Here is a 26,207-nt window from a genome sequence, read left to right on the forward strand (position 1 = left end):
ATAGCGGAGGGGAAACGCCCGGTCTCATTCCGAACCCGGAAGCTAAGCCCTCCAGCGCCGATGGTACTGCACTCGGGAGGGTGTGGGAGAGTAGGACGCCGCCGGACTCAACGTGACAGCCGAGGGCCGCCCCGATGACGGGGTCGGCCCTCGGCTGCTTTTCTATGTTCACCCCCCGAGTAGCTTTGAACGTCGAGGCAAGCCCGCTAAGTCGAGGGCCGGCCGTACCGGAAGGATTGATCCGTGACTACTGGACCCCAGGACGAGGGCGGCTCCGCGCCTCGCGATGACGAGCGCCGAGGCGGCCGTGGTCGCGAGGGCGACCGGGGCGGCTTCCGGGGCGACCGGAGTGACCGGGGCGGCTTCCGTGGCGGCGACCGTGACCGCGGTTCGTCCGGTGGCGACCGCGGTGGTTTCCGTGGCGGCGACCGGGACCGTGGTTCCTCCGGTGGCGACCGTGGCGGTTACCGGGGCGGCTCCTCCGGCGGTGACCGCGGCGGGTTCCGTGGCGGCGACCGTCCGCAGAGCGGTGGCTACCGTGGGGGCGACCGTCCCCAGGGTGGCGGCTTCCGCGGCGGCGACCGCGACCGTGGTGGTTACCAGGGTGGCGGCTATCAGGGCGGCGACCGCCGTGGCGTGACCGGCGGCGACCGTCCGCAGGGTGGCGGCTACCGGGGCGACCGTCCGCAGACCGGCGGGTTCCGTGGCGGTGACCGTCCCCAGGGTGGTGGCTACCGCGGTGACCGTCCGCAGACTGGCGGCTTCCGTGGCGGCGATCGTCCGCAGGGTGGCGGCTTCCGTGGCGGCGACCGCCCGCAGGGCGGCTACCAGGACCGTGACCGCGGCGGCTTCCAGGACCGCGGCGACCGCCCCCAGAGCGGCGGCTACCGCGGTGGCGACCGTCCCCAGGGCGGCGGCTACCGGGGCGGCGACCGTCCGCAGAGCGGCGGGTTCCGTGGCGGCGATCGTCCGCAGAGCGGTGGATACCGGGGTGGCGACCGCCCGCAGGGCGGCTACCAGGACCGTGACCGCGGCGGCTTCCAGGACCGTGACCGCGGCGGCTTCCAGGACCGTGGTGACCGTCCCCAGGGTGGCGGCTTCCGCGACCGCGGCGGCTACCAGGACCGTGGCCAGAACCGTGACGACCGTGGCGGTTACCGGGGTGGCGACCGTCCGCAGAGCGGCGGCTTCCGCGGCGGCGACCGTCCGCAGAGCGGCGGCTACCGTGGCGGCGACCGTCCCCAGGGTGGCGGCTACCAGGACCGTGGCGACCGTCCTCAGGGTGGCGGCTACCAGGACCGTGGCGACCGTCCTCAGGGTGGCGGCTACCAGGACCGTGGTGACCGTCCTCAGGGTGGCGGCTTCCGTGACCGCGGCGGCTACCAGAACCGTGACGACCGTGGCGGCTACCGGGGCGGCGACCGTCCGCAGAGCGGCGGCTACCGAGGTGGAGACCGTGACGCCGGCGGCGCGCGGAGCGGCTACCAGGGTGGCTCCGGCGGCTACCGGGGCGACCGCGACCGTGGCGGCTTCCAGGACCGTGGCCCCCGTGAGGGTGGCTTCCGTGACCGGCCTCAGGGCGACCGTCCGGGCAACCGTGGCGGCAGCGGCTTCCGCGATCGCCCGCAAGGCGACCGTCCCTACCGCGATCGTCCCCAGGGCGATCGTCCCCAGGGCGATCGTCCCCAGGGTGACCGCCCTCAGGGTGACCGCGGCGGCTACCGGGGCGACCGCGACCGCGGCGGCTTCCAGGACCGTGGGCAGAACCGGGACGACCGTGCCCCGCGCGAGGGCGGCTACCGGGACCGCGAGGAGCGTTTCCCGCGGGCCCGTGACGACCGCGACGAGCGTGGCCACCCCGCCCGCGAGGACGAGGGCCGCGACGAGCAGCCGCAGGGCTTCCGGGTGCCCGAGATCCCCGAGGAGATCGAGGCGGCCGACCTCGACAAAGAGGTGCGTTCCGAGCTGCTGTCGCTGGCCCGGGACATCGCCGACAAGGTTGCCCGTCACCTGGTCGCGGCCGGACAGGTCATCGACGAGGACGCCGAGCTTGCCCTCCAGCACGCGATCGCCGCGCGGCGTCTCGCGTCCCGTATCGCCGTGGTGCGTGAGGCCGTCGGCCTGGCCGCGTACGCTGCGGGGGACTGGACGACCGCCATCGCCGAGCTGCGCACCTACCACCGGATGACCGGTCGGCAGACGCACCTGGCCGAGCTGGCCGACTGCGAGCGGGCGCTGGGTCGTCCCGAGCGGGCGATCGACCTGTTCCGCGGGGCCGACGTCGAGAAGATGGACAAGTCCGGCGCGATCGAGCTGCTGATCGTGGCGGCCGGCGCGCGCGGTGACCTCGGTCAGCACGAGGCAGCCGTGTCGATGCTGCAGGTTCGCGAGCTGAACACCGATGAGGACGCTGACTGGGCCGCCCGCCTGCGTTACGCGTACGCCGATGCGCTGCTCGCCGCAGGTAAGCGCGAGGACGCCCGGGAGTGGTTCGCCCGCGCCGCCGCGGCCGACGACGAGGACCTCACCGACGCGGCCGAGCGCCTGCTCGAGCTCGACGGCGTGACCGTCGAGGACGAGCCGGCCGACGACGCGGAGGATGGCGAGCGCGCCGCCCTCGACGACGAAGAAGACGAAGACGACGAAGACGACGAAGACGAGGACGACCGCGACGAGCGGGCCGCCCTCGACGAAGACGAAGACGACGAGTTCGAGGACGACGACGAAGACGAGGACGACGACGAAGACGAGGACGAGGTGGTCGCCGTGGCGGACACCGACGTCAACACCGACCCCGTCGCCCGCGAGGACGTCGCCGAGGAGCTCGAGGCGGACGCCGAGGAACTGGCTGACGAAAAGGCGGAGAACCCGGCCGGGAAGCAGCCGAAGGAGTGACCGTCGATCTGGCAGGCGGCTATGACCTGGTCATTTTTGATCTGGACGGCGTCGTCTACCTGATCGACAAACCGATCCCGGGCGCGGTCGAGGCGATCGAACGCCTCCGTGCCCGGGACACCCCGGTGGCGTACGCGACCAACAACGCGTCGCGTCGCGCCCCGCAGGTCGCGAGCCTGCTCACCGGCATGGGTGTGCCCGCGGAGCCGGCTGAGGTTCTCACCTCGGCCGGCGCCGCGGCCGCCGTGCTCGCCGAGAAACTGCCGGCGGGCGCGAAGGTGCTGGTGGTCGGGGCCGACGCCCTGCGGGACGAGGTGAAGGACGCGGGCCTGACCCCGGTCGGCGCCGTGGCCGACGAGCCGGTCGCGGTCGTGCAGGGGTATGGCCCCGAGGTCGGCTGGCGGATTCTGGCCGAGGCCTCGCTGGCCGTACGGGCCGGCGCGATCTGGGTCGCCACCAACACCGACCGTACGCTGCCCAGCCCTCGCGGTCCCCTGCCCGGCAACGGTTCGCTCGTGGCCGTGCTGCGTACCGCCCTGGACCGCGATCCGGACCTGGTGGTCGGCAAACCCGAGCCCGGCCTGTTCACCTCGGCCGCGTCGCGAGCGGGAGCCGTACGCCCGCTGGTCGTCGGTGACCGCCTCGACACCGACATTCAGGGCGCGGTGACCGCGGGCGTGGACAGCCTGCTGGTGCTGACCGGTGTGAGCAGCCCCACCGATCTGCTGGCAGCCGATCCGGCCTGTCGCCCCACGTTCGTGGCCGCCGACCTTTCCGCCCTGTTCCGCCCCGCGGGGGAGGCCGTCGTCCCGCTGAGGACGGCCGACGGCTGGACGGTCACCCGCGACGGCGACGGGGCGACGCTGGACGGCGCCGGGGATCCGGTGGTCGCCCTGCGCCTGCTCTGCGCGGTCACGTGGGACGGCGTCGCGCCTTCGAAGATCCACCCTGCCTCGGGCGCCGCCGCCGGCCTGTTGAAGACCTGGGACCTCTGAAGAGGGTCACCTCGGACGCGGTCAGATCAGTTTGCGCAGTTTCAGCAGGTCGAAGGGGTTTGCCTTGATCTGGACCTGACGTGTGGCGATCGCCCGCGTGAGGTCGAGCCGCCCGGCGATCATGGAGACCAGGTCGTCGCTGCTCGCGATGAGCGCGATCTTGGCCTTGGGGTCGTCGCCGTCGGTTATGTCGGTGAGCAGCCCCCCGGCCAGACGCGCGTGGAAAGCGGTCTCCAGGTCGGTGATCCGGCATGCGATCGTACGGTCGAAGTCGAGCTTGCCGCGGGTCTCCGCGTGCCGAGCCAACCTATCCGCCAGTTCGTGCAGCGCCTGCCGGCACTCGTCCACGGTCGCCATCGGACCCCCTCTTCGCGACACCCCGGTCCGCAGACCGCCCCGTACCTAACGAAGTATTGCCGACCGCCCGGTAGCGTGACACCCGACGAGCCGCGAGAGGAGCGGAACATGCCGGACGCATGGCGGGCGTATCTGGAGATGGCGCTCGGTCTGACCGAAGCACCGCGCAAGCGCGCCCAGAAGGTTGCGGGCGAGTTGGTCAACCGTGGCGGGGCCACGGCCGCGCAGTTGCAGGGCCTGGTCGACGATCTGATGTCGGCGGGCACGGCCAACCGTGAGGCGATCACGAACATCGTGCGGCTCGAGGTGGACAGGGCACTCGGCGTGGTCGGTCTGGCCACCGCCGAAGAGGTCACCGAGCTGACCAACCGCGTTCACGACCTCGAGCGGCAGCTGCGCGACGCCCGGTCGCGCGCGGTGCCCGACGACGGGTCGCCCGAGGCGCATATCGGCGGCACCCGGCTCGACGAGCCCGCCCCGATGCCGCGGCGCCCGGCCAAGAAGGCGGTGGCGAAGAAGGCCGTGCCGAACGCGATGCCGTCCGCGGGCACCACGCCGACGGCGCCGAAGGCCAACATCGCGCCCGGCGCGGAGGCCCCGGCCAAGAAGGCGGTCGCGAAGAAGGCGGTCGCGAAGAAGGCGGTCGCCAAGAAGGCCGTGCCCCCGCCGGACGAGGTGATCCCGGCCGAGAAGCGGGCCACCGCGAAGGTCGCACCGGCCACGGTGGAGGCGGAGAAGAAGGCGACGCCGGCCAAGAAAGCGGTGGCTAAGAAGGCGGTTGCGAAGAAAGCCGCACCGGCCGGCACCGCCGACGCGCCCACCGCCGCCGTGCGGGAAGCCGCGGCCGCCACCGAGCTGCCTCCGGCCAAGAAGGCAGCGAAGCGGGCCCCGGTCAGGAAGGCCACCCCGCCGTCGTTCGTCGAGCCACAGACCCCGGAGGCGTGATGACCTTCCCCAGGCCCGCCCCGCCACCCGGCGGCTTCCGGCCGGGACCGCCGCCGTCGGCCCAGCCCGCCGTCAGCGTGCCCCAGGCGGTCGACGCGGCCACCGGCCAGATCGTCGACCAGACCGGCCACCCGGCGGTCGACGAGGTGCTGCGGTCGCTCACCAACGCCGCCCGGCTGGCCCCGGCCGAGCAGATCGCCGAATACGAAGCAGCGCACCAGGTTCTCCAGGAGACCCTGGCGAGCATCGACCGGTGAGGCGCTGATGGCTCGTCGTGCCCGTCTCGACGCCGAGCTGGTGCGGCGCAAGCTGGCCCGTTCGCGTGAGCAGGCGGCCACCCTGGTCGAGGCCGGTCGCGTGCAGGTGCGCGGAACGGTCGCGCGCAAGGTGGCCGCGATGATCGACCCGGCCGACCCGGTGCTCGTCACCGGGGAGGACCCGGCGACCGAATATGTGTCCCGTGGCGGCCACAAGCTCTTCGGCGCGCTTGAGGCGTTCGGCCCGCGCGGTCTGAAGGTGACCGGGCGCCGCTGCCTCGACGCGGGCGCGTCCACCGGCGGGTTCACCGACGTGTTGCTGCGGGCCGGCGCGCGTCAGGTCGTCGCCGTCGACGTCGGTTACGGCCAGCTCGCCTGGCCGATCCGCACCGACGAGAGGGTCGTCGTCTTCGAGCGTACGAATGTGCGCTCCATCACTCCCGAGTCGATCGGCGGCCTCGTCGACCTGACTGTGGCGGATCTCTCCTTCATTTCGCTGCGGCTCGTCCTGCCCGCGCTCGCGGCCTGCACGGCCGCGGACGGCGATCTCGCGCTGATGGTCAAACCCCAGTTCGAGGTGGGCAAGGAACGGGTCGGCGCGGGCGGGGTCGTACGGGATTGGAAGTTGCGGGCCGAGGCCGTGCTCGATGTCGCCGCCGCGGCTGCTGAGCTGGGTCTGGGGGTGGCCGGGGTGACCGCGAGCCCGCTGCCCGGCCCGAGCGGCAACGTCGAGTTCTTCGTGTGGTTCCGCCGCGACGCCCCACCGGCCGACCGCGCCGAGATCGAAGAAGTGGTCGCCGCGGGACCCTCGCCCAAGGTAGCTTCGCCCGCGTCGGAGCCGGAGCAGGCGCCGGACAAAGCGCCGGAGCAATCGACGGAGGACTCATGACGCGCTCAGCCCTGCTGGTCACGCACACCGGCCGGAGGCAGAGCACGCAGCACGCCCGCACCGTGGCCCGCGACCTGCTGGCCGCGGGTTTCGAGGTGCGGGTGATCGCCGAAGAGGTGGCCGAGGTCGACCTGCCGCCCGAGGTGCGAACGGTGGAGGGGCCCGCGGCCGCCGAAGGCGTCGAGATCGTGCTGGCGATGGGCGGCGACGGCACGTTCCTGCGCGCCGCCGAGCTGGCCCGTCCGGTGAAGGCGCCGCTGCTGGGCATCAATCTCGGCAAGGTCGGCTTCCTCGCCGAGGCCGAGATCGACCACCTCGACCAGGCCGTCAAGGACGTCGTCGCCGGTGCGTACAAGGTGGACGAGCGGCTCACCCTCGACGTGCGGGCCGAGTACGGCGGTCGCGTCATCGCCGAGTCGTGGGCGCTGAACGAGGTGAGCGTCGAGAAGGGGCAGCGGGCCCAGATGCTCGAGCTCCTGGTCGACGTGGACGGCCGCCCGCTGGCCCGTTACGGGTGCGACGGTGTCGTGTGTGCGACGCCGACCGGTTCGACCGCGTACGCCTTCTCGGCCGGTGGTCCCGTGGTGTGGCCCGAGGTCGAGGCGCTGCTGCTGGTGCCGATCAGTGCGCACGCGCTGTTCAGCAAGCCGCTGGTGACCGCGCCGACGTCGACCTTCGCGCTGACCGTCGACCCGTACACCTCTTTCGCCGTTCTCTGCTGTGACGGTCGACGCACTTGGGACCTTCCCCCGGGAGCCAAGGTCACCGTCGAGCGCGGTCAGCTTCCCGTACGGCTGGTCCGTCTGGCTCCGAGGCCGTTCACCGACGTCCTGGTGGCCAAGTTCGCGCTTCCCGTGGAGGGTTGGCGCGGCAACCGTCGTTGATAACGGTTTGGCTTTCTGTTTTCCGCCGCGGATAGGTAGAGCTAGGGCGGTGGGCAAATGTCGGGGGGCACCGATACTGTCTGCCGTGTGCTGGAGGAGTTGCGTATCACCGGGCTCGGCGTCATCGACGACACGACGCTGAGGCTGACGGCGGGCATGAACGTCATCACCGGTGAGACCGGAGCCGGAAAGACCATGGTCGTGACCGGCCTCGGCCTGCTGTTCGGGGGCCGGGCCGACGCCGGTCGGGTGCGGGCCGACCCGGGCCGGGCGGTCGTCGAGGGCCGCCTGCGGCTCACCGGCCGCCTGGCCGACGAGGTCTCGACCCGCATCAGCGAGGCGGGCGCCGAGATCGACGACGACGGCTCGGTGCTGCTGAGCCGCACGGTGACGATCGAGGGCCGGTCCCGCGCCCACGTCGGCGGCCGCAGCATGCCGGTGGCCATGCTCAGCGACCTGGGCGAGAGGGTGCTGGCCGTGCACGGCCAGTCCGACCAGTTGCGGCTGCTGCGCCCGGCCGAGCAGCGCGGCGCCCTCGACCGCTTCGCCGGCCCCGAGCTCGAGAAGCTGCTCGAGACCTACCGTGAGGCGTTCGGCCGCTGGCGGGCCGTGGTCGACGACCTGGCCGACCGCCGCCGCAACGCCCGCGCCCGCTCGCAGGAGGCCGACCTGCTCAAGCTCGGCCTCGACGAGATCACCCGGGTCGACCCCCAGCCTGGGGAAGACGACGATCTGCGCGCCGAGGTGCAGCGCCTCGAGCACGCCGAGGGTCTTCGGGTCGCGGCCGCGCTGGCCGCCGCCGCGCTGGCCGGTGGGGTCGAGGTCACCGACGAGACACCCGACGCCACCGAGTTGCTCGGCACGGCCCGGCGCACGCTCGAGGCGCAGGCCCCGGTCGACCCGATGCTGGGCGAGCTGGCCGCGCGCATCGAAGAGGCGGCCACCCTGGTGGGTGACGTGTCCGCCGAGCTGTCGGCCTACCTGAGCGCGCTCGACGCCGACCCGGCCCGTCTCGAGCAGATCTACGAGCGCCGCGCCGAGCTGCGCGGGCTGACCCGCAAATACGCCGACGACGTCGAGGGCGTCATCGCCTGGGCCGAGAACGCCCGCACCAGGCTGGCCGCGCTCGACTCGTCCGACGAGCTGCTCGACGAGCTCGACAAGGAACGTCAACGGCTGGCCGGCCAGGTGGCCGAGTTCGCGGGCCGGCTCACCGCCGCGCGGGTCGAGGCGTCCGGCCGGTTCAGTCAGGCGGTCAGCGTCGAGCTGGCCGGGCTGGCCATGCCGCACGCCCGTGTCGAGGTGGCCGTCGTGCCGCGCCCGGTCGGCAAGGACGAGCCGTCCGTGACGGTCGACGGTGCCGAGGTCGGCGTGGGCCCCGACGGCGCCGACGAGGTCGAGTTGCGGTTGCTGGCCCACCCGGGCGCGCCGTCGCTGCCGCTGCAGAAGGGCGCGTCCGGTGGTGAGCTGTCCCGGGTGATGCTCGCGATCGAGGTGGTCTTCGCCGGTGCGGGCGGCCCGCCGACCCTGGTCTTCGACGAGGTCGACTCCGGCGTGGGCGGCACGGCCGCGGTCGAGATCGGCCGGCGGCTGGCTCGGCTCGCGCGCACCCACCAGGTGCTGGTCGTGACCCACCTGCCCCAGGTGGCCGCGTTCGCCGACCGTCACCTGGTCGTGCAGAAGGACACCGGGGGAGCGATCACCACCAGTGGGGTTCGCATCGTCGAGGAGACCGAGCGGGCCCGCGAACTGTCCCGCATGCTCGCCGGATTGCCCGACTCCGATCTGGGAATCGCGCATGCGGAAGAGTTGCTTGCCGTGGCGAGCCGCGAAAAGCGGGCCTGACCAGCAGATTCGTCCGGGGAGCCCGGCCGATAGGGACTAGCGGGGCGAATGCCCCTTTTGTGGGTGAGATCGCGCATGTCGCGTGCCAAGCGCGTGATTCGGCATGTCAGGATGGCCGTAATGCGACTTCCCACCTTGCGCCGCGCGCGGAGCACCGACCCCGATGCGCTCGCCGGCACCGCCCGCCTCGACCGTCGGACCAAGCGTCTGACCGGTCGGCTGCGTCCCGGCGAGATCGCCGTCATCGACCACGTCGACATCGACCGGGTGGCCGCCGACGCGCTGGTCGCCGTCGGGGTGGCCGCCGTGCTCAACGCGAAACCGTCGATCTCGGGCCGCTATCCCAACCTCGGCCCCGAAGTGCTGATCAAGAACGGCGTCGTGCTCATCGACGATCTCGGTGACGAGATCTTCGGACGCCTCAGCGAGGGCGACCCGGTGGCCATCGAGGGCGACACCGTGCTGCTCGACGGCGAGGCGATCGCCACCGGCGTGCGGCAGGACGCCGAGACCGTGGCCCGCTCGATGGCCGACGCCCGCGAGGGCCTGTCGGTGCAGCTCGAGGCGTTCGCGGCCAACACGATGGACTACCTCAAGCAGGAACGCGACCTGCTGCTCGACGGCGTGGGCGTGCCCGAGGTGCAGACCCGCATCGCCGGGCGGCACGTGCTGATCGTGGTGCGCGGCTACGACTACAAGGACGACCTCGACGTCCTGCGGCCCTACATCCACGAGTACAAGCCCGTGCTGATCGGGGTCGACGGCGGCGCCGACGCGCTGGTCGAGTCGGGCTACACCCCCGACATGATCATCGGGGACATGGACTCGGTCACCGACGACGTGCTCCGCTGCGGGGCCGAGGTCGTCGTGCACGCCTATCCCGACGGCCGTGCCCCGGGTCTCGAACGGGTGCACAACCTCGACGTGCCCGCGCTGACCTTCCCGGCCGCGGCGACCAGCGAAGACCTGGCGATGCTGCTGGCCGACGACAAGGGCGCCACCCTGATCGTCGCGGTCGGCACGCACGCCAACCTGGTCGAGTTCCTCGACAAGGGCCGCGGCGGCATGGCCTCGACGTTCCTGACCCGGCTCAAGGTCGGCGGCAAACTGGTCGACGCCAAGGGCGTCAGCCGGCTCTACAAGCAGAACATCTCCGGCTCGGCGCTGCTGCTGCTCGTGCTCTCGGCCACGGCGGCGATGGCGGCGGCGGTCGCCGTGTCCACGGTCGGGAAGGCGTACCTCACCCTGGTCTCCGAGTGGTGGGACAATCTGGTCTTCCAGCTGGGGCACCTTTTCTGAAGCGGGCTTTGTTGTGATCAACTTTCGGTACCACGTGGTGTCGCTCACCGCGGTCTTCCTCGCGCTGGCCATCGGCCTGGTCGTGGGCACCGCGTCGCTCAACGGCCCGGTCGCCGACAGCCTCAAGGGCCAGATCAGCGCGCTGAATAAAGACCTCGGCAACAAGCGCGACCAGATCAACCAGTACCGCGAGGAGATCAACCGCAGCCAGGAGTTCGCGGCCCAGATCGCGCCGACCCTGCTCGACGGGCGGCTCGCCGGTCGCAAGCTCGCCGTGCTGGCACTGCCGGGCACCGACCCGTACGCCGACAAGGTCATCTCGATGCTGACCATCGCCGGCGCGACCGTCACGGCCAAGGTGAGCGTGCAGGACAAGTTCTTCGACCCGGCGGTCGAGCTCGAACTGCTCGACCTGGCCAGCCAGTCGTCGCAGCCGACGATCCAGATCAGCGACGTGCCGCTCAACAGCGACGGCGTTGAGACGGCCAGCGCCCAGATCGCGCTCGCGCTGCTGCAGCGGGCCGGCGCGCCCGCCGCGCAGCCGGCCGCCGGTGACGTGACGGCGGTCCTCACGGCGTACACGAAGCAGGGCTACATCGAGGTCGACGACAAGGCGGTGGGCGGCGCCGAGGGCGTCGTGATGATCACCGGCGCGCCGGCCATCGACAAGGACGCCGCCAAGAAGGCGCAGTCGCTGGTCCAGATGGCCACCCAGTTCAGCAACGCGCGGCCCCTCGTGGTGGCCGGTGACGGCGTGGGCGACGGCAACCTGATCTCCGCCGTGCGGGCCGACCCGATCCTGGTCAAGAAGATCTCCACGGTGGACAACGCGAGCACGGTCGACGGTCAGGTCGCCACCGCGATGACCACCGCCGAGCGCGTGGTCGACAACAAGGTCGGCCAATACGGTCTGGCCGCCGGAAACGCCGGGCTGGTGCCGAAGGCCTCGTCGTAGCGTCCGGTCTCTAAACTTCCCAGACATGCCCATCCTCCGGTCCTTCGGCGCCGGCGCCGTGCTCGCCCGCGCCGCGCTCGCCTGGATCCGTCGCGACCAGCTCGCCGGCGCCCTGGAACGCACGAACTTCCACGGACGCTCGGTCACCCTCGCCGGCGGCCCGGCGCTCGCCGCGGGCGCAACCGTGGCGGCCGCGCTCGGCGCGCCCGGCGGGCGGCTGGCCGCGGCGGCAGTCACGGCCGGGGCGGTGTCCGGCGCGGTCGGGCTCTACGACGACATCGCCGGCAACCGGCCCGAGCAGAAGTCCGCGAAGGGCTTCGCCGGGCACCTGGGCGCGCTGCGCGAGGGCCGGGTCACCAGCGGCCTGGTGAAGATCGCCGGGGTCGGCGCGGCCGGGTTCGTGGCCAGCGCGCTGATCGGCAGCCGGCGGTCGAGCCGCATCGGTCGCGCGGTCGACGTGCTGCTCGGCGCGGGCGTCATCGCCGGCACGGCCAACCTGCTCAACCTGCTCGATCTGCGTCCGGGCCGGGCCATCAAGGCGGGCGCGATCATCGCCGCGCCGCTGGCGGTGGGCCGCCGCGGTGGCATGGCGGCGGGCACCCTCGGCGCGTCGGCGGCGCTGCTCCCGGACGACCTGGGCGAAGAGATCATGCTGGGCGACTCCGGGGCCAACGCGCTCGGCGCCCTGATCGGCGTGGCCCTGGTGGCCCGCAGCGGCCCGGCCGGCCGGCTGGCCGCGCTGAGCGTCCTCGGCGCGCTGACCGCGGCGAGCGAGAAGGTCAGCTTCACCAAGGTCATCAACGACACTCCGTGGCTGAAATACCTCGACGAGCTGGGCCGTCGCCCCTCGTGACAACGGCCCCCGCCGCGCGAATCGCCGGGGCGGCCGCGCTGATCACCGTGCTGACGGTGGTGGCGCGCGTCGCCGGGTTCGGGCGCACCTTCGTCTTCCTGCACACGGTCGGTCACGAAGACCTGGCCGACATCTACAACGCCGCCAACACGATCCCCAACATCGTCTTCGAGCTGGTCGCCGGTGGTGCTCTGGCCAGTCTCGTCGTGCCGCTGCTGGCCGGCGCGGTCGCGGCCGGCGACCGCGAGCGGGTGAACCGGGTCTCCTCGGCCCTGCTCACCTGGGTGCTCGTGCTGCTCGTGCCGCTGGCCGTGCTGGTCGCGCTGCTGGCCGGCCCGATCGCCGGGCTGCTGCCGGGCGTGCCGGTCGATCATCAGGAGACGGCGGCGAGCATGCTGCGGGTCTTCGCGCCCCAGCTGCCGCTCTACGGCGTCGGCATCGTGCTGACCGGCGTGCTGCAGGCCCACCACCGGTTCGCGTGGCCGGTCATCGCGCCGCTGCTGTCCAGCGTGACGGTGATGGCCGCCTATTTGACGTACGCCTCCGTCGACGGCGCCGAGACCGACTTCGCCGGCCTGACCCGCACCGGTGAGCTGATCCTGTCGATCGGAACGACCTGCGGCGTCGTCGTGCTCGCGCTCTGCCTGCTGATCCCGCTGCGGCGGCTGCGGTTGCGGCTGCGGCCCAGCCTTCGGTTCGGCGGCGACGAGGGCCGGCAGGCCGTGCGGCTGGGCTGGGCGGGAGCGGTCACCGTCGGCTCCCAGCAGGTGATGGTCGTGGTGGCGATCGCGCTCACGGCCAAGAACGGGCTCGCGCTCTACACCGCCGCGCAGACCGTCTTCCTGCTGCCGTGGGCCGTGCTCGCGGTGCCGGTCGCGACCGCGGTCTACCCGTCGCTGTCGGCCGCCGCAGCCCAGGGCGACGAGGAGGCGTACGGGAAAGCTCTGTCGGCCACCTCGCGAACGGTGATGTTGCTCGCCGGGCTCGGCGCGGCCGCCCTGATCGCCCTGGCCGGCCCGTTGGCGTACCTGATCGGTGCGGCCCCGGCCGCCGACGCGATCGCCGGATTCGCGCCCGGCCTGCTGGGCTATGCACTTTTCGCCCTGCTCTCCAGGGCGCTCTACGCGCGCGGCGCGACGGTGGCCGCGGCTGCCTCGACCGGCGTCGGCTGGATCGTCGGGGCCGGAGTGGCGCTGACCTTGTCGCTGGTCGGTGACGAGGTGTTCGTGCTCAGCGTGGCCAATGCCGTCGCCATGTCGGTCATCGGACTTCTGCTGGTCGTGGCCGTACGGCGGCACGCCGGTCCCGCGGCTCTGGCCGGGCTCGGCCGCACCACGCTGGTCGCTGTGCTGGCCGGAGGCTTGGCCGCGCTCGCCGGGTGGGGCGTCGTGATGGGCCTGAACGGTCCGACCCCGCAGGTGCTTCCCAGCATCGTTCAAGGCATATTGGGTGGGCTCGCGGTGCTCGTCGTGTTCGGCGGCGTCGCTTATCCGGCGGCCCGGCGCGACCTGGCACCCTTGGCGCGCAGGCTGCGGAACAAATAGAGACAGGGAGAGATACTTCGTGGGCGACTGGCGTGGATCGGTGGCTCTGGTGCTGGCCTCCAGCACGGGCGGGGTCGGCCAGCACGTCGCCTCCCTGGCCCGCGGCCTGGTCGCGGCCGGCTGCGAGGTCCTGGTCGGCGGGCCCGAGGCCACCGACGAGCAGTTCGGCTTCTCCGCGTCCGGCGCCACCTTCGTCCCGGTCGAGATCCCGGCCAGCCCCGGCCCGCAGGACGCGGGAGCCATCCGCCAGCTTCGTGGCGCCCTGGCCGCCCGCCGTCCCGACGTCGTGCACGCCCACGGCTTCCGGGCCGCCTTCGTCGCCCAGCTGGCCCGCTCCGGCGTGCCGCTCGTCGTCACCTGGCACAACGCCGTGCTGACCCGCAAGGGCCTGCGCGGTCAGGCGTCCCTGCTGGTCGAGCGGGTCGTCGCGCGCGGCGCCACGCTCACCCTCGGCGCCTCCGACGACCTGGTCGAGCGGGCCACCGCGCTGGGCGCCCGCAACGCGCGGCTCGGCGCCGTCGCCGCGCCCGCGCTGCCCCAGCCCCGGCGCACCCGCGCGGCCGTGCGAGCCGAGTTCCGGCTGCGCCCCGAGACCCCGCTGATCCTGTCGGTCGGCCGGCTGCACCCGCAGAAGCGCTACGACCTGCTGGTCGAGGCGTCAGCCCGGTGGCGCGGCCTCGACCCGGCGCCGGTCGTCGTGGTGGCCGGGTCCGGCCCCAGCTACATGGGGCTGGCCCAGCAGGCGTCGCGCGAGCGGGCGCCGCTCCACCTGCTCGGGCACCGCACCGACGTGGCCGATCTGCTGCTCGGCGCCGACCTCGCCGTGATCACCAGCGACTGGGAGGCGCGGCAGCTGTTCGCCCAGGAGGCGCTCGGCGCCGGCACGCCGCTGATCAGCACCGCCGTGGGCGGACTGCCCGGCCTGGTCGGCGATGCGGCCCTGCTGATCCCGCCCGACGACGTCGACGCTCTCGACAACGCGGTGCGCGCGCTGCTCGACGACCCCGTGCTGCGCGCCGACTATGCCGCCCGCGGCCCCGAGCAGGCCGCCACCTGGCCGCGGGAGGCCGACACGGTCGTCGACGTGCTGGCGGCGTACGCGGAAGTGACGGGTTTTCAGTGAGACTGCTCGACCGGTTGCGCCGGGTGCCCGCCTCCGGGAAACGACGGCCCGCCAGGTGGGTGCCCTACCTGATGGTGGCGCTGATCGCGGTGGCCAGCCTGGCCGGACTGACCCTCCGCCCGGCCGCCGACACCAACCCGGGCAGCGCCGACTATGTGATCGTGGCCGGCGCGGCCGGTCTGCGCTGGGACGACCTCGACCCCGCGCGTACGCCCACCCTCTGGCAGGAGGCGACGAAGGGGTCGATCGGCTGGCTGTCGGTGCGATCGGCGATGAAGGTCACCTGCCCCTCCGACGGGTGGCTGACCCTCGGCGCGGGCAACTACGCGGCCTGGCCCCGGCACACCACCGGCAGCAGTTGCGAGCCCGCCGCCCCCGCTCTCACCGAACCCGACAACATCGGCGCCAACCTCACCGACCAGCGCGGCGTGGTCCAGGACAATCAAGACCGTCTCCCGTACGGGGCGGTGCCCGGGGCCCTGGCCGAGTCGGTGCGCTGCACCTACGCATTCGGGCCGCCCGCGGCGATCGCGGCCGCGCGCCCGTTCGGCCGGGTCGACAAATACCAGCCCACCCTGCCCGCCGACGCCCAGGGCCTGCTCTCGCAGTGCAACCTGAGCATCGTCGACCTCGGCACGGTCTCGGGCAGCGGCGCCGAACGGCAGCAGCAGGCCCAGGCCGTCGACGCCGTGCTGGCCCGGGTCGTCGCCGCGCGCCCGCAGCGCTCGCTGCTGATGGTCGCCGGCGTGTCCGACACCGAACGGTCGTCGCGGCTGCACGTCGCGATCGCCGAGGGCGAGGGCTGGGAGGGTGGCTGGCTCACCTCGGCCGGCACCGGCCGCGACGGCTACCTGCAGCTCATCGACCTGGCCCCGACCGTGCTGACCGCGCTGGGCCGGCCCGCCCCCGAGAAGCTGTTCGCCGGGCGCGCGGCCACGATGGTCGAGGGCCGCCCCCGCGACGTCGCCGAGGCGATGCTGGGTGTGCACAACGCCGACCAGCGCGCCAACGCCCAGCGGGCCGTCGCCGAGATCTTCTTCACCGTCCTCGCCGGCCTGCAGATCCTGCTCTTCCTGCTGGCCGTGCCCGTGCTGGTGCGGGCCCGCCGGCATGCCGGGCCGCGCGGCCCGGCCCTGCCCTCGCCCCGGCTGGTGTCGGCGCTGGAACTCGCGCTGATCGCCGGGGCCCTGGCCATCCCGGCCGCGCTGCTGGCCGACGCGACACCGTGGTGGCGTTACGGCCATCCGGCCTGGGTCTTCGGTACGGTCACCGGCCTGTTCATCGCGGTCGGCACCGCGCTGGTCCGGTTCGCCCCCCGGTACGGCCGCACGCTGTGGCCGATGGGCGCGGTGGCCGGCATCGGCGCCGTGGTCGTCGGGCTCGACCTGCTCACCGGCTCGCAGCTGCAGCTCAACGGCGTCGCCGGCTACTCGGCCGTCTTCGGTGGCCGCTATGCCGGGGTGGGCGGGGTCGGCCTGGGCGTGTTCGTGGCCGGGCTGCTCGTGCTGGCCGGTGTGCTGGCCCAGTGGGTCGCCCGGCACTGGCGCCCGGTCGTGGTCGTGCTGCTCGGCGGCATCGGCGTCGTCATGGTCGGCAGCCCCTACCTGGGCGCCGACCCGGTCGGGGCGATCGCCGTCACCGCCGGGGTCTGCGTGGCCGCCGCCATCACCACCGGCGGCTGGCTGACCTTCCCACGCGTCGCCTGGTCGGGGCTGGCCGGGCTGGCCGTCACGATCGGCTTCGCGGCCGTCGACCTGCGCCGGCCCGCCGCCGACCAGGGCCTCGTCGGGCGACTGCTGACCGAACTGGCCAACGGCACCGCCGGCCCGGCCGTGCAGCGCGCCGCCGCGGCCAACGGTCAGGCCCTGCTGAACAGCCCGCTGACGCTGCTGGCCGTCGCCGGGGTCCTCATGCTGGCCTTCTGCCAGTTCTCGCCCTGGGGCGGCCTTCAGCGGCTCTTCGGGCTGCATCCGGCGCTGCGGGCGGCCGGGGCCGGGGTGACCGTGGCGACGCTGATCGCCGGGGTGCTCAACGGCTCGGCGCTGACCGTGGCTGGCGCGGCCGCCGCGACCGCCGTGCCGATCGCCGTGCTGACCGCGCTGCGGGTGCTGCTGCACGCGGCCGACCGCACCCGGCCCGAGGGCGAGACCGACGGGCCCGGCGGTCCCGGACTGCGTTCGTTGACACGCGTCACCACCAGCCCGAACGCGCAAGCGTCGCCATAGGTGTTACGGTGGACTCCCGTGGATGGGGCTGCGCCCCGGTCTGCAAGTCACCATCAGACGACCCACGGGAGCAGGGCCTTGGCCTCATCAGTGCGCGACACGCGGCACATCTTCGTCACCGGGGGCGTCGCCTCCTCGCTGGGCAAGGGCCTCACCGCCTCCAGCCTCGGTAATCTTCTGACCGCGCGCGGGCTCCGGGTCGTCATGCAGAAGCTCGACCCCTACCTGAACGTCGACCCCGGAACGATGAACCCGTTCCAGCACGGCGAGGTCTTCGTCACCGAGGACGGCGCCGAGACCGACCTCGACGTCGGCCACTACGAGCGGTTCCTCGACCGGTCACTGTCCGGCAAGGCGAACGTCACCACCGGCCAGGTCTACTCGACGGTCATCGCGCGCGAGCGGCGCGGCGAATACCTCGGCGACACCGTCCAGGTCATCCCGCACATCACGAACGAGATCAAGAGCCGGATCTTCGCGATGGCCGACCCCGACGAGTCCGGCCGCCGGCCCGACGTCGTCATCACCGAGGTCGGCGGCACCGTCGGTGACATGGAGTCGCTGCCGTTCCTCGAAGCGATCCGCCAGGTGCGCCACGAGGTCGGCCGTGACCACGTGTTCTACCTGCACGTCTCGCTGGTGCCCTACCTGGCGCCGTCCGGCGAGCTCAAGACCAAGCCGACCCAGCACTCGGTGGCGGCGCTGCGCAACATCGGCATCCAGCCCGACGCGCTGGTCTGCCGCAGCGACCGCGAGATCCCCGAGAAGCTCAAGCACAAGCTCGCGCTCTACTGCGACGTCGACCGTGAAGCCGTGGTCGCCGCGCCCGACGCGCCGAGCATCTACGACATCCCGAAGGTGCTGCACCGCGAGGGCTTGGACGCGTACGTCGTACGCCGTCTGGGTCTGTCCTTCCGGGACGTGAACTGGGAGACCTGGGACGACCTGCTGCACCGCGTGCACCACCCGAAGCGGACCATCACGATCGCGCTCGTCGGCAAGTACGTCGACCTGCCCGACGCCTACCTGTCGGTCAGCGAGGCGATCCGGGCGGCGGGCTTCGGCAACAACGTGAAGATCCAGCTCCGCTGGGTGCCGAGCGACGACTGCGAGACCACGGCGGGTGCGGCGGCGGCGCTGAAGGGCGTCGACGGCATCGTCATCCCCGGCGGGTTCGGTGTCCGCGGCATCGAGGGCAAGATCAACACTTCCCGGTACGCCCGTGAGAACCGCATTCCGATCCTGGGCATCTGCCTCGGCCTGCAATGCATGACCATCGACGCCGCACGCCACCTCGCCGGTCTGGCCGGGGCCAACTCGCTCGAGTTCGACGAGCAGGCACCCTACCCGGTCATCTCGACCATGCTCGACCAGGAGGACATCGTCGCAGGCAAGGGCGACCTGGGCGGCACGATGCGGCTCGGCGCCTACCCGGCCGCGCTCACCGAGGGTTCGATCGTCGCCGAGGTCTACGGCTCGACCGACATCTCCGAGCGTCACCGGCACCGCTACGAGGTCAACAACGACTACCGCGCCAAGCTGGCCGAGTCGGGCCTGGTCTTCTCGGGCACCTCGCCCGACGGCCGGCTGGTCGAATTCATCGAGCTCGACCGCGAGGTCCACCCCTACTTCGTGGCGACGCAGGCGCACCCCGAACTGAAGAGCCGGCCCACCCGGCCGCACCCGCTCTTCGACGGCCTGGTCAAGGCGGCCATCGAGTACGCGGCAGCCGACGAGCTGCCCGTGGACCCGGCATGACGGCTTTTGTGCATGAAACCCGGTCGAGCGTCTCGCGCTACGAGGGGCCGATCTTCAGCGTCGTCACCGACGAGGTGACCATGTCGTCCGGCGGCACGGCCCGGCGCGACGTGGTGCACAACAAGGGCGCGGTCGGCGTGGTCGCGCTCGACGAGGTCGGCCGCGTCGTACTGATCAAGCAGTACCGGCACGCGGTCGGGCAGCGCCTGTGGGAGCTGCCCGCCGGGCTACGCGACGTCAGCGGCGAAGGCCTGGCCGTCACGGCCGCGCGCGAGCTGGCCGAGGAGGCCGACCTGCGGGCGGGAAGCTTCCACCTGCTGATCGACCTCTACACGTCGCCGGGCTTCGCCGACGAGACGATCAGGATCTTCCTGGCCCGCGATCTGACGCCGGTCCCCGAGGCGGAGCGCTATGAGCGCACCGACGAGGAGGCCGACCTCGAGATCGCGTGGATCGACCTCGACGAGGCGGTGGCGATGGTCTTCCGCGGGGAGATCACGAACGCGGCCGCGGTGGGCGGGCTGCTCGCGGCGGCGCGTGCTCGGGACGAGGGCTGGGCGACGCTGCGACCGGCTGACACTCCGGCGATCTGATCCGGGCGTTTCGTGCGGGCGTTACGTCCGGGCGATCTGATCCGGGCGTTTAGTTCGAGCGCATTGCCCGGGCGCTTCTGGGCAAGCGCGGACCGGCCGCCACCGGCCCGCGCTTGCCGCAGATGCCGGCGCACCCCCAGATGGGCGCCGGCGGAAGCGTCGGCCTCTCCAGGCACCACTGTGGACCGACGGCAATCATGATCCCGCGCGTTCCTGATTGCGGCAAGCTACCTTTCGGGGTTCCCCGCCCCGCCTGCCGTCCGCCGGATCCGGCCGATCGGGGGAGGGCCGCGGCACCGGTGCTGTGGCTGTCAGTCGAACCAGACGACAAGCCGTACGCCGTCATCTCCGAACCGCTGCCCGAGAGCGCGTAGGACGGCGAAGACGTGCTCCCACCCGGTTCCCGGACCGAGGACGTCGAGCCGGGTCGTCGCCGTGTAGCCGAACGTGGTCTTGCCGCGCTGCCAACCGCCGTACGGTGTTTCGGCTGGCGGCCTCTCCATCGGGCCGAACTCCTCGCGCACCTCGTCGGGCCAGTGATCGTCGATGCGGTAGTAGCGCCACAGCGCCGAGGACTCCTCGTTGATCGTGAGGGTGCCGCGAGCGTCGGGCCCGGCCTTCATGTCGAGGTCGCGCAGCTCGGACCAGGACACCCAGGTGCTGCCGTGGATCGCCCCGTCGAGGCGGGCGTCCTCCTCGTATTCGGTGCGAACCACCTGTGACACGTCGGACGGAAGGCCGCGCCCCTCGGCTACCGGCTCCCACCGGTTCCAGTTCCGGATGCCGAACAGGCAGCCGAAAGCCGAGTAGTCGGAGCCCGGGTAGAGCGGGTAGAGGTCCATGCAGCGGACCCAGAGCCCGTCCACATAGTCGAAGGCCGCCACGCGAGCCGGGTCGCAGACCTCAATCACGCCATAGATGTCGGTTCCCACGCGACGCGATCCTAGAGACGTACGCCGTCGGCGTCATCGCGATTCGGCGAGAGTGAGGGCGACGTCGAGCTCGTGCTGCTTGGCCGGGGACAGGGTGCCGAGCCGCCTGATCAGGGACTCGGTGTCGACGGTCAGGGACCAGGTGCAGAAGATCGTTCCGTCCTGGGGCAGCGCCACCCGAACTACGCCGTCCTTTCGCAGGCCCTCCTCGGGGCCGAGCCGGACCTCGATGCCGATGGCCCGGGTGGCCGGCCCCGCCGCCTCGATGATCCGGCGACGCTCGTCGACGTCGATTGCCTGTTCGCCGGAGATCAGGACGAACCCGGCACTCTGCGCCGGGGTGGCCGGCTCGACGATCTGCACGGCCTGGAACTCGGGGCCCGAACCGCCGGAGAGCAGCACCACGGGCCGCTCCTCATCGACCAGGGCCCACCAGATCTCGCCGCGTTCCACCCACCCATTCTCCCGCATCGGCTGTGTTAGCGTCGCCGGACTCAGTCGAGCGCGGGGGCGTGATGAAGCTACTTCTTACCGATTCCGGTGTCCGGAACGCGAGCATCGAGCGGGCGCTGCTCGATCTGCTGGGCAAACCGATCGGCGAGGCCAGCGCCCTGTGCATCCCCACCGCCGGGTATGGCGGCTCGTGGGGAGAGCCGGGCGGGCCGTGGCGGTTCATCGCCGGTCGTAGCCCCAGTCCGATGACCGAGCTCGGATGGAAATCGGTGGGGGTGCTCGAACTTACCGCACTGCCCAGCATTGACAGGGAACGCTGGGTCTCGTGGGTTCGCGAGGCCGACGTCCTGCTGGTCAACGGCGGCGACACCATGTACCTGTGCCACTGGATGCGGGAGACCGGGCTGGCCGATCTGCTGCCGTCGCTACAATCTGTCTACGTAGGAATCAGCGCCGGCAGCATGGTGATGACTTCCCGCGTCGGCCGGGACTTCGCCGACGTCACCGGGGTGGTGACCTCCGCCGACGATACCGCCCTCGGATTCGTCGACTTCTCCATTTTCCCGCACCTCGACGACCCGAACCTGCCGACCCAGACCCTGGACGGCGCGCAACGATGGGCCACCGAGGTCAAGAACCCGGCGTACGCCATCGACGCGCAGACCGCGATCAAGGTGAACGACGGCATCGTCGAGGTCGTCTCCGAGGGCCGCTGGAAGCTGTTCAACGCGTCGTCGTGAACGTCGGGCGCCGAGCGACCTTGCCCACATCCACCTCCGCGCCCACCTGTTGTTCCCGCGGCGCGGCGGCCGTGAGTTCGCGCTGAGACGGCAACCTCTCGAGCCGGGCCGCGTCCACGTGATCGACCAGCCGTCGTTCCGTCATTCGATAGTGGTCAATCGGTAGTTATTCTCAAGATTTTCTTGTACGTCTCTGAGCTGCGGTTTTGCTGCGGCGTAGGCGGGTTTTCGGGGGATTGTCGACGGACTGTGTTGAACCGGGCGGTGGGGGAGGACCGTACTGGCCCCCAACACCGGTGACAGCGAACGTCCTACGACGAGGAGTGGTCATGAGGTCCCGCACGTATCGACGGCAAGGTGACGGCAACCGGCGGAAGACCATCGGCGCGGTGGTTGTCGCGGGAGTTGTTGTCGCGATGGGGGTGACCGGGATCCAGTTGGCCTCCGCGGGCACCGAGACCAAGGCCGTCGATCTGGTCACCGTGGACGGTCAGCAGTTCGACGTCTCGCAGTGTGCGGACGTGCAGGTCAACGCCGGGGCGGTCGTCTGCGACGGGGAGGAGCTGGCTCCGGTCGAGGAGCAGGCACCGGGTGACGCGGCGGCGGGTGCGGCGGCGGCTCTGGAAGCGTCCTGCGACACGTTCGCGGCCGACGCGGCGGCGGCCGGTGGGGAGGAAGCCGGTGCCGGTGAGGAAGCGGCCCCCGGATCGGCGGCCGCCAAGGCCGAGAACAAGGCGACGGCCAAGAAGTGGGCCAAGACGCTGAAGGCGGCCAAGGCCCGCGCCGCGGAAAAGGCGGCCGGGAAGGCGGGCGCGGGCAAGGAAGCCGGTGCTGGTGAAGAGGCTGGTGCTGGTGCGGAAGCCGGTGCGGGCGAAGAAGCGGGCGCTGGTGAGGAAGCGGGTGCCGGTGAAGAGGGCGACGCGGCAGCGGACGCTGCGGCCAAGGCGGTCGCCTCGGCTCAGCAGAGCCTGCTGCAGGCCTGCCTGACTCTCGCCGACGCCAAGGCCGTCGTCGCCGGCGCGGGTGACGACGCGGGTGCCGGCGAGGAAGCCGGCCAGGGCGAAGAGGCCGGTGCCGGTGAGGAAGCGGGCGCGGGTGAAGAGGCCGGTGCCGGCGATGAGGCCGGAGACGCAGCCCCGGCAGCGAAGAAGTAGCGAGGGCTCGGCGGAGTCCGCACACAGCGTTGGGCGGACTCCGCGACCGGGCCCGCGTGCTTTCATCGCGGAGAAGGCAGGGGCGGAGAAGGCAGGGGCAGGGAAGGACATAGTGGAGCGCCTGCCCTACCTTGGCGGGCGTGATGGTCGTCGCGACTGTGGCGTTCTGCGTCGGGGCCTGCCTCGTGGGCGGGGCCGGGATCTTCCTGCTGTTGAATCTGTCGGACTACAAGGCACTGCGGACCCTGCGCCGCATCACCCCCACGCCGATCGGGGCGGCAACCGGCGGCCGGGTCGCTCTCGAGGGGGGCACCGAGTACGGCACCGCGGGCCGCCAGACCGCCCCGGTCAGCGGCGCCGATTGCGCCTGGTACCACGTGCGGCTCATCCGTGAGCCCCGGCGCGGCTGGCCCAGCAGCGACGACCCCGACCACGACGTCCTGCTCGACGTCGAGTCACCCGGCGGGTTCTCGATCGCCGCGCCCAGCGGTCGGCTGCCCGTCGACCCCGGGATCCTCGACCATCCGAATCGCGAGGGCGCGCCCGTGCCGGTGCACATGACCCTCGTACACCGGCCTGATCCTCTGCCGCCCGTGGTCGCGCGCGAATTCGTCGACGACCTGCGCAAGGGCGAGAAGCTGACATTGACCGAGAGCCGGGTGCCGCGGGGCGTCGACGTCTTCGCGCTGGGCCGGGTCGCTCGGGGCGGCGAGTTCAAGCAGAGCCTGGCCGGCCTGACCGTGTTCACGACCGACAGCCGCGAACGCATGATCGCCGCCCGCGAGGAGAGCATCAAGCTCGGCGCGAAGCTGGTGGCCGGCTTCGGCCTCGCCGGCCTGATCCTCGCGGGCGGCGGCGCGGGCTATCTGGTGGCGCTGCCCTGAAGCGCTGGGAGCGGCCGCCGGGCCAGCGCGATCGGCCCGAACGGTGTGACAGTGACGCGCACGATCTCGAACCCGGCCAACGAAACCTCCTCCGCGACCGAGTCGATCGGCCGGGCGTACGGCACGTCGTGTGCATGCGCCACGAGGCGGCGCAGCAGGAACTCGGCGTGCGCGGCGGACTCGGCCGGCTCGGCCGCGATCTGCTGCACCATCAGCAGGCCGCCCGGCCGCAGGCTGCGCAGGATCATCGCCAGGGCCGCGGCGCGGGTCGAGTTCGAGAAGAACGGCTGCGCCCAGAACGCCGCGTCGTAGGCGGCGGGCTCGTCGAAGTCGCGGGCGTCCATGACCCGTACGTCGAGACGGTCGTCGATGCCGAGTTCCTTCGCCTTCGCCGCGGGCACGGCCGCGACCTCCCCGACGAGCTCGACGGTCGTGGCCCGCATCGACGGCAGGAGGCTGAGCGCGTTGACGACGAAGCCGCTGACTCCACTGCCGACGTCGAGCAGCCGTCCGCCCGCGGCCAGGATGTCCCGGATCTCCGGTGTCGCGTCGAGAACCTTGGTGATGATCGCCTGAGACGCCGGGCTGCCGCTGGGGCGCAGGGCTGACGCCTTGGCCACGAGCAGCGCGTCGCTGTCGGTCAACGGCGCCGAGCCGGTGCGGGTCACCTCGGCGACCCGCCGGACGGCGAGCGCGGCTTCTTCGATCTTGGCGCCGATGTCGCGGATCCCGTCGAACGCGGCCGCCGTGTCCTCGGTGAGCTGGAACTGCCCGTCGGATGACGAGATCACGTCGTGGGCGGCCAGCGCGGCCAGCAGGTCGGCGGCCGTGCCGTCGGGCAGCCCCGCGAACTGGGCGAATTCGTCGAGGGTGCGCGGCGTCGCGAGGTAGGCCAGGTAGCCGCTCTCGTTGGCCGCGCTGAGCAGCGCCACGGCCTGGGCGCCGCGGGACCAGGCGGCCAAGGATTCGGTAATCATCAGCGCATGATGCAGATGTGAAGGAGATCGCGCTATGGGCTGGATCTCGGTTGCGGGTGACAGCGAGTGCTGTCACCCCGCGTACATCTCAGCTCCTCGTGATTTTGACGTTGTCGACAGCCGCCTCGACCAGGGACGCGGTCGAGGCGTCGGCCGCCTCGACGCTCAGCCGTACGGTCTGACCGGCGAAGGACGACAGATTCGCTGATCCGCTGGCCCAGGCGGCGGCCCGGTCGGTCGCGGAGGCCGGCTGGGTGAACACGGTGGTCGTCGTGCTGCCCGAGACGACCCGCACCCGGAAGTAGTCGGCGCTGCTCGCGTTGTTGAGGTGCGACAGGTACCAGCTGAAGCTCAGCGTCAGCGTGCCGGTCGGCAAGGTGATCGACGGCGACAGGATCGTGGTCACGCCGCCGTCGACGTCGTTCGCGCCGGCGCTGCTGCCCGCGGCCGCCCCGGTCACCAGGTCGAAGGTGCCGCTGACGGTCGTGCCGAGTTGCGAGGTCGTCGCGCCCGGGTCGCCGCGTTCGAAGCGTCCCGCGGTGGCGGTGTCCGACGTGCCGGCCGTCCAGCCCTTGACCGTCTCGAAGTCGTCCTCCCACACCGTGGTCCCGGCGGGCGGAGCGGCGGCGAGGTTCCAGACGGCGTACGCGATGGCGTCGCTGTTACGGTCGAGCGCCGTGTCATTGATGTTGGCCGTCGTGTCGCAGGACGCGTGGTAGCAAGGGTCGAACGTCGAGGCCGTGCCACCCCAGAGCTGCACCTGCGCCGCCGTCTTGCGTCCCTCGGCCCCGGTGAAGATGCCCCCGGCCGGGATCCCGTTCGCGATGAACGGGCCGTAGTCGCTGCGCCCGTCGAAGTCGGTGCCCCGGGTCGGCACGCCGATCGAGGTGAAGTACGCGGCGAGGGTCTGTTCGATCTGCGCCGAGCCCGCCGGACCGGGTCCCGCGCCGGTGCCGTCGGAGTTGTCACCGTCGTACAGGAAGTAGCCGGGGTTGGGGGACCCGATCATGTCGAAGTTGAGATAGCCGGTGATCTCGCGACGCTGGGCGGCGGTCAGCGAGTTCACATAGGCCGTCGATCCGCGCAGCCCCAGCTCCTCGGCGCCCCACCAGGCGAAACGCAGGTGGCGGTCGGGCTGGAAGCTCGCGCGCGAGACGGCCAGTGCGACCTCGAGGATGCCGGCCGACCCCGACCCGTTGTCGTTGATGCCGGGCCCGGCCGTGACGCTGTCGAGGTGGCCGCCGACCATCAGGGTGTTCGCGGTGTCGCCGCCGGGCCAGTCGGCGATCAGGTTGTAGCCGGTCGCGCCGTTGTACGTGAACGACTGTTGCCGGGTCGTGAAGCCGGCCGCGTCGAGCAGGTTCTTGACGTACGTGACCGAGGCCAGATAGCCGGGCCGCCCGTGAGCGCGGTTGCCGCCGTTGGCCGTGGCGATGCTCTGAAGCTGGGTCAGGTGCGCCTTGACGTTGGTCAGCGAGATGTCGGGCGCGGCGGCCAGGGCGGCGGGGGCGGACGCGACGGGAACCGCACGGGCCGGCACCGCGGCCAGCCCCAGAGTCAGCGCGGCCGCGCCGAGGACGAGAGGTGCTCGCACGAAGGTCCTCCGTGTAGCTCGAGGGGCCCGTCACCGGATGCGGTGGCGGTGCTCGC

25 protein-coding genes and 1 rRNA gene are annotated in these 26,207 nt (G+C 72.1%); 19 read left to right on the forward strand and 7 right to left on the reverse strand.

Features of this window, described 5'->3' with window-relative positions:
* Positions 1 to 107: ribosomal RNA gene (rrf, locus tag EER30_RS43230) — 5S ribosomal RNA — on the forward strand; the annotation flags it as partial.
* Between the two features lie 61 nt (positions 108 to 168).
* Here the strand turns inward: rrf and EER30_RS43235 are convergent.
* On the reverse strand, positions 169 to 1,857 hold the full coding sequence (locus tag EER30_RS43235) for a hypothetical protein (protein WP_127508097.1): 1,689 nt from the start codon (positions 1,855 to 1,857) through the stop codon (positions 169 to 171).
* Positions 1,858 to 1,953: 96 nt separating this feature from the next.
* Here EER30_RS43235 and EER30_RS43240 point away from each other — a divergent pair, with 96 nt between their 5' ends.
* Positions 1,954 to 2,895: a tetratricopeptide repeat protein gene (locus EER30_RS43240; RefSeq protein ID WP_127508190.1), complete on the forward strand. Its 942-nt coding sequence runs from the start codon at positions 1,954 to 1,956 to the stop codon at positions 2,893 to 2,895.
* Positions 2,892 to 3,890 (forward strand): HAD-IIA family hydrolase, encoded by a 999-nt coding sequence (locus tag EER30_RS43245; RefSeq protein WP_127508099.1) that lies wholly within the window; start codon positions 2,892 to 2,894, stop codon positions 3,888 to 3,890. The genes EER30_RS43240 and EER30_RS43245 overlap by 4 nt, the downstream gene beginning before the upstream one ends.
* Before the next feature lie 21 nt (positions 3,891 to 3,911).
* Here EER30_RS43245 and EER30_RS43250 read toward each other — a convergent pair whose 3' ends face one another.
* Positions 3,912 to 4,247, reverse strand: a complete 336-nt coding sequence (locus EER30_RS43250) for an SCP2 sterol-binding domain-containing protein (RefSeq protein ID WP_127508101.1) — start codon at positions 4,245 to 4,247, stop codon at positions 3,912 to 3,914.
* A 108-nt stretch (positions 4,248 to 4,355) separates the two neighbouring features.
* On the opposite strand from EER30_RS43250, the gene EER30_RS43255 reads away from it, so the two are divergent.
* The 13 genes from EER30_RS43255 (at position 4,356) to EER30_RS43315 (ending at position 19,417) form a co-directional block, all read left to right on the forward strand.
* A complete protein-coding gene (locus tag EER30_RS43255; protein WP_127508103.1) occupies positions 4,356 to 5,192 on the forward strand; it encodes a phasin family protein in 837 nt (278 codons plus the stop codon).
* The gene (locus tag EER30_RS43260) at positions 5,192 to 5,449 is read left to right on the forward strand and encodes a hypothetical protein (protein WP_127508105.1); all 258 of its coding nucleotides are present in this window, start codon (positions 5,192 to 5,194) and stop codon (positions 5,447 to 5,449) included. Before EER30_RS43255 ends, EER30_RS43260 begins: the two co-directional genes overlap by 1 nt.
* A gap of 7 nt (positions 5,450 to 5,456) precedes the next feature.
* A complete protein-coding gene (locus EER30_RS43265; protein ID WP_127508107.1) occupies positions 5,457 to 6,338 on the forward strand; it encodes a TlyA family RNA methyltransferase in 882 nt (293 codons plus the stop codon).
* On the forward strand, positions 6,335 to 7,222 hold the full coding sequence (locus EER30_RS43270) for an NAD kinase (RefSeq protein WP_127508109.1): 888 nt from the start codon (positions 6,335 to 6,337) through the stop codon (positions 7,220 to 7,222). Before EER30_RS43265 ends, EER30_RS43270 begins: the two co-directional genes overlap by 4 nt.
* A gap of 87 nt (positions 7,223 to 7,309) precedes the next feature.
* Positions 7,310 to 9,067, forward strand: coding sequence for a DNA repair protein RecN (gene recN, locus EER30_RS43275; protein ID WP_127508111.1), 1,758 nt, complete (start codon positions 7,310 to 7,312; stop codon positions 9,065 to 9,067).
* Positions 9,068 to 9,187: 120 nt separating this feature from the next.
* Positions 9,188 to 10,366, forward strand: a complete 1,179-nt coding sequence (steA, locus tag EER30_RS43280; RefSeq protein ID WP_127508113.1) for a putative cytokinetic ring protein SteA — start codon at positions 9,188 to 9,190, stop codon at positions 10,364 to 10,366.
* Between the two features lie 13 nt (positions 10,367 to 10,379).
* Positions 10,380 to 11,321: a copper transporter gene (locus EER30_RS43285; RefSeq protein ID WP_127508114.1), complete on the forward strand. Its 942-nt coding sequence runs from the start codon at positions 10,380 to 10,382 to the stop codon at positions 11,319 to 11,321.
* Positions 11,322 to 11,346: 25 nt separating this feature from the next.
* Complete coding sequence (locus EER30_RS43290; RefSeq protein ID WP_127508116.1) at positions 11,347 to 12,174, forward strand: hypothetical protein; 828 nt, start codon at positions 11,347 to 11,349, stop codon at positions 12,172 to 12,174.
* Positions 12,171 to 13,718, forward strand: a complete 1,548-nt coding sequence (gene murJ / locus EER30_RS43295; protein WP_127508118.1) for a murein biosynthesis integral membrane protein MurJ — start codon at positions 12,171 to 12,173, stop codon at positions 13,716 to 13,718. Before EER30_RS43290 ends, murJ begins: the two co-directional genes overlap by 4 nt.
* Positions 13,719 to 13,737: 19 nt before the next feature.
* On the forward strand, positions 13,738 to 14,841 hold the full coding sequence (locus EER30_RS43300) for a glycosyltransferase family 4 protein (RefSeq protein WP_127508120.1): 1,104 nt from the start codon (positions 13,738 to 13,740) through the stop codon (positions 14,839 to 14,841).
* On the forward strand, positions 14,838 to 17,066 hold the full coding sequence (locus tag EER30_RS43305; RefSeq protein ID WP_432417600.1) for a DMT family transporter: 2,229 nt from the start codon (positions 14,838 to 14,840) through the stop codon (positions 17,064 to 17,066). Before EER30_RS43300 ends, EER30_RS43305 begins: the two co-directional genes overlap by 4 nt.
* Positions 17,067 to 17,144: 78 nt before the next feature.
* Complete coding sequence (gene pyrG, locus EER30_RS43310) at positions 17,145 to 18,824, forward strand: CTP synthase (protein WP_127508122.1); 1,680 nt, start codon at positions 17,145 to 17,147, stop codon at positions 18,822 to 18,824.
* A complete protein-coding gene (locus EER30_RS43315) occupies positions 18,821 to 19,417 on the forward strand; it encodes an NUDIX domain-containing protein (RefSeq protein WP_127508124.1) in 597 nt (198 codons plus the stop codon). Before pyrG ends, EER30_RS43315 begins: the two co-directional genes overlap by 4 nt.
* A 311-nt stretch (positions 19,418 to 19,728) precedes the next feature.
* Here EER30_RS43315 and EER30_RS43320 read toward each other — a convergent pair whose 3' ends face one another.
* Positions 19,729 to 20,349 (reverse strand): hypothetical protein, encoded by a 621-nt coding sequence (locus tag EER30_RS43320; protein ID WP_127508126.1) that lies wholly within the window; start codon positions 20,347 to 20,349, stop codon positions 19,729 to 19,731.
* A 33-nt stretch (positions 20,350 to 20,382) separates the two neighbouring features.
* Positions 20,383 to 20,802 (reverse strand): putative type II toxin-antitoxin system PemK/MazF family toxin, encoded by a 420-nt coding sequence (locus EER30_RS43325; protein ID WP_127508128.1) that lies wholly within the window; start codon positions 20,800 to 20,802, stop codon positions 20,383 to 20,385.
* 62 nt (positions 20,803 to 20,864) lie between these two features.
* Between EER30_RS43325 and EER30_RS43330 the strand changes: the two genes are divergently transcribed.
* Entirely contained in the window at positions 20,865 to 21,542 is a 678-nt protein-coding gene (locus tag EER30_RS43330) for a Type 1 glutamine amidotransferase-like domain-containing protein (protein WP_127508130.1), read from the forward strand.
* Here the strand turns inward: EER30_RS43330 and EER30_RS47740 are convergent.
* The gene (locus EER30_RS47740) at positions 21,526 to 21,687 is read right to left on the reverse strand and encodes a hypothetical protein (RefSeq protein ID WP_164842722.1); all 162 of its coding nucleotides are present in this window, start codon (positions 21,685 to 21,687) and stop codon (positions 21,526 to 21,528) included. The genes EER30_RS43330 and EER30_RS47740 overlap by 17 nt on opposite strands.
* A 184-nt stretch (positions 21,688 to 21,871) precedes the next feature.
* Between EER30_RS47740 and EER30_RS43335 the strand changes: the two genes are divergently transcribed.
* Together EER30_RS43335 and EER30_RS43340 are read left to right on the forward strand one after the other, a co-directional pair.
* Positions 21,872 to 22,696 carry a hypothetical protein gene (locus EER30_RS43335; protein ID WP_240670685.1) on the forward strand — a complete coding sequence of 275 codons (825 nt, stop codon included), beginning with the start codon at positions 21,872 to 21,874 and terminating at the stop codon, positions 22,694 to 22,696.
* 140 nt (positions 22,697 to 22,836) lie between these two features.
* Positions 22,837 to 23,580: a hypothetical protein gene (locus EER30_RS43340; protein WP_127508134.1), complete on the forward strand. Its 744-nt coding sequence runs from the start codon at positions 22,837 to 22,839 to the stop codon at positions 23,578 to 23,580.
* Here the strand turns inward: EER30_RS43340 and EER30_RS43345 are convergent.
* Positions 23,559 to 24,557 carry an SAM-dependent methyltransferase gene (locus EER30_RS43345; protein WP_127508136.1) on the reverse strand — a complete coding sequence of 333 codons (999 nt, stop codon included), beginning with the start codon at positions 24,555 to 24,557 and terminating at the stop codon, positions 23,559 to 23,561. The two genes, EER30_RS43340 and EER30_RS43345, sit on opposite strands and share 22 nt — an antisense overlap.
* A gap of 88 nt (positions 24,558 to 24,645) precedes the next feature.
* A complete protein-coding gene (locus tag EER30_RS43350; RefSeq protein ID WP_164842723.1) occupies positions 24,646 to 26,151 on the reverse strand; it encodes a M28 family metallopeptidase in 1,506 nt (501 codons plus the stop codon).
* Positions 26,152 to 26,207 lie beyond the last annotated feature (56 nt).

The organism is Actinoplanes solisilvae (genome assembly GCF_003999975.1).
GTDB lineage: Bacteria > Actinomycetota > Actinomycetes > Mycobacteriales > Micromonosporaceae > Actinoplanes > Actinoplanes solisilvae.